This window comes from Pseudomonas sp. (assembly GCF_050739935.1).
Taxonomy (GTDB): Bacteria; Pseudomonadota; Gammaproteobacteria; order Pseudomonadales; family Pseudomonadaceae; genus Aquipseudomonas.
This window is the reverse complement of the sequence record NZ_JBOICF010000044.1, coordinates 1-2,908: the sequence shown is the minus strand read 5'-3', so window position 1 is coordinate 2,908 and position 2,908 is coordinate 1. Positions and strand designations below refer to the sequence as shown.

At 61.2% G+C, this 2,908-nt stretch carries 2 protein-coding genes; both read left to right on the top strand.

Going from position 1 to position 2,908, the window contains the following annotated elements; genetic code table 11:
* On the top strand, window positions 1-2,418 hold a 2,418-nt coding region (locus ACRER8_RS07825), incomplete at its 5' end, for a DUF2345 domain-containing protein (RefSeq protein WP_431745770.1).
* A 122-nt stretch (window positions 2,419-2,540) separates the two neighbouring features.
* Window positions 2,541-2,908: DUF2931 family protein (locus ACRER8_RS07820; RefSeq protein ID WP_431745769.1), on the top strand; the 368-nt coding region annotated here is incomplete at its 3' end.

Below are 2,908 nucleotides of genomic sequence, written 5' to 3'. Positions count from 1 at the left end.
CATCTGGTGGATGCGCAGAAGCAGAAGCGCGGGGAAGGGTTCGAGCTGCGCACGGATGGGTGGGGGGCGATTCGGGGGGGTAGAGGCGTATTCATCAGTGCCGATGAGCAGGCCGGGGCCACTGGCTTTCAGATGGACATGAACCAAGCCATTGAGCAGTTGGAAAGCGCGTTATCGCTGGCCCGCTCCATGGCCCAGGCGGCGCGCAGCGCTCAGTGCACGCCGGGCGACACCGACAGCCAGTCTCGCCTGAACGAGGCGCTGAATGGGCTGGCTCAACCCGGTTTGCTGTTGCATGCCCCGGCGGGCATCGGCGTGGTCAGCCCGGAAACTGTCTGCGTATCGTCCGGCAGGGAAAGCGTCGGCCTGATGGCAGCCCATCAGATCGACCTCAACGCCGGGACCCATATCACCGCCACCGCCGAAGAAACCATCAGCCTGTGTGCTCAAAAAGCAGGCATGCAGCTGAAGGCCGCTCAGGGCGACGTCGAACTGCACGCTCACAACGGCAAACTCCACGCCTTGGCCAGCGCTGACCTCAAGGTCGAAAGCGTGGCCGGTCGAGTGGAGATATCCGCCGCTGAAGAACTCGTATTGAGTTGCGGCGGTGCCTACATACGCCTCAAGGGCGGGGACATTGAACTGGGCGCGCCGGGCAATATTTACCTCAAGGCCGCGCATGTCCAGAAATCCGGCGCAACCACGCTCGACACGCCCAAAACACCTCTGCCGACCGGTTACTCGGCCGGATATGACCTGAGTGACGGGCAGGGGGCGGCGCCATTCGCACGCTACCGCATGACCACGCCACAGGGCGAAATCTTCGCGGGTGTTACCGACAAGGCAGGCAGGACCATGCCGGCGCATACAGCGCTGCCAGCGAAGATGGACATCGAATTTCCGGAAACGGTGCGCCACGACGATCCAGCGCTGCCTGACACGTTGGAGGAAGAGGAAGAGGAAGAAGAACTCGCCGAAGGCATCACCCTGCGCCTGGGCCTGTTCTTCGACGGCACCGGCAACAACCTCGCCAACTCGTCGGTGGCTGCGCGCTGCCAACGCGACGACCTGAGCCGGTACGGCGAGGCGGAGCTGCAAAGCCTGATCCAGACCTGCAAGGCGTATGGCTACGATCAGTTCAATGGTGAGCTGTTCGAGCAGGTGAAAGACAGTAGCTTTGCGAACGCGATGAGTAATGTGGCCCATCTGTATCGGTTGTATCCGGATCATGCCACCAACGGCTTACCCGCGGACTCCGTAATCGGATTCGTACCTGTCTATCTGGAAGGCATTGGCACCACAGGCGGCGGCGAGGATTCGTGGATTAGCCAAGCGTCTGGAACAGGTACGACAGGTGTTGTAGCCAGGGTCAAGCAAGCGCAAAGCCTAATCGAGGAACAACTGCGGGATTTTGCTTCAACGAACCCCGACACAGCGGTTAGACGTATTGAAATCGACATCTTCGGTTTCAGCCGTGGCGGCGCAGCCGCCCGACACTGCGCCAATGAGTTTCTGAAACCACAGCGTGGAATCTTCCGTGACCTTCTGCAACCTGGTCGTTTCGGTCTGCTGGATACCTTCGACCCAAATGCTGATGTCTGCCTCAATCTCATCGGCCTGTTCGACACCGTGGCCGCCATCCTAGATCCGACAAGGGGTGATTACAGCGCGGCTAACGAGCACAACCCCGGGGTGAACCTTTACCTGCCGCCAGGCTGTGCGCGGCAGGTGGTGCAACTGCATGCCCGCGACGAACTGCGGGAAAATTTCGCCCTCAACAGCGTCCTGGCCGGACACCGCCAGATCGGCCTGCCCGGCGTGCACTCCGATGTAGGGGGCGGCTACCGGCCCAGCGCCACGGAGCGTCTCTGGGTCGTAGAGCCGCGGCGGATCGTGCTTGGACCCCGCCAGACGCTGGAGACTCATCCGACCTGGCAGACGATGCAGACCCTGGCGCGAGAAATCCGGGCCAGCGGTCGATACGGCACGGACTGTGATCTGCAAGCCCGGGCCTGGGCCACGATGCAGCCTCCCCGCGGCAGAGACGATACGAGTGCACAAGCCTATTGGGCAACGGTCGTGCTGGAACGCAAGGTTCGAGGTGAACTGGCGCTGATTGCGCTGCGAGTGATGCGTGAGCTTGGGGTGCGGCACGGCGTGCCGTTCAAAAGCCTTGAAGGACGTCCAGAACTTCGCCTACCGCAGGAGTTACAGCCAATTGCCGCTTCCATCCGGGAACAGATCGAAACCAATGATGACATCAAACTGGATCCGGAGCAGGAAGCGCTGTTGCGGGCGCGCTATATCCACTGCTCGGCCCATTGGTCGCCTGTGCTTGGGGCCATGGTTCACAAACCGGCAAGGCACGAGCGACGCAACGTCTACCCCAACCGCCCACAAAAGGGGTATCCGCAATGAAGCGCCCGATCTTGCTTGGCCTCTTGTTGAGCCTCGTAGCCTGCGCCAGCGATTCAAACCGCCCACCGCGCCCCAGGCTTCCTTACGACAGTTGGTACGTCGGGTTGGCAGCGCCTCGGCATATGGAAGTCTGGGTCGAGCGCGTGGACGTGCTCGACCAACGCAAGATCGCTTTTTATAACGTTCACGGCGGCGTCGCCGGGTACACCCGTAAGCCTGAGGGCTGGCATAACGGCGGTGGAAAAATAATGCCGGTCAACAATGTCGATCTGCCGCTGGAAATCGTCGTGCGCTGGCAATCGTTGGTGGAGCCTCAAGCCTATTGGATCAACGTTCGAATTCCGCAGTGGGTGCGCGATGAGATGGTGAAGCCGGAACGGGTTTTCTGTCGAGGCTCGAAGGAGTGGGTGGACGACTATCGCATGATGATCACCCTGGGTATGGCGCCCGGCGGAATTGTAAAAGCGTGGCTGGGCGGCCCTTGTCTGGA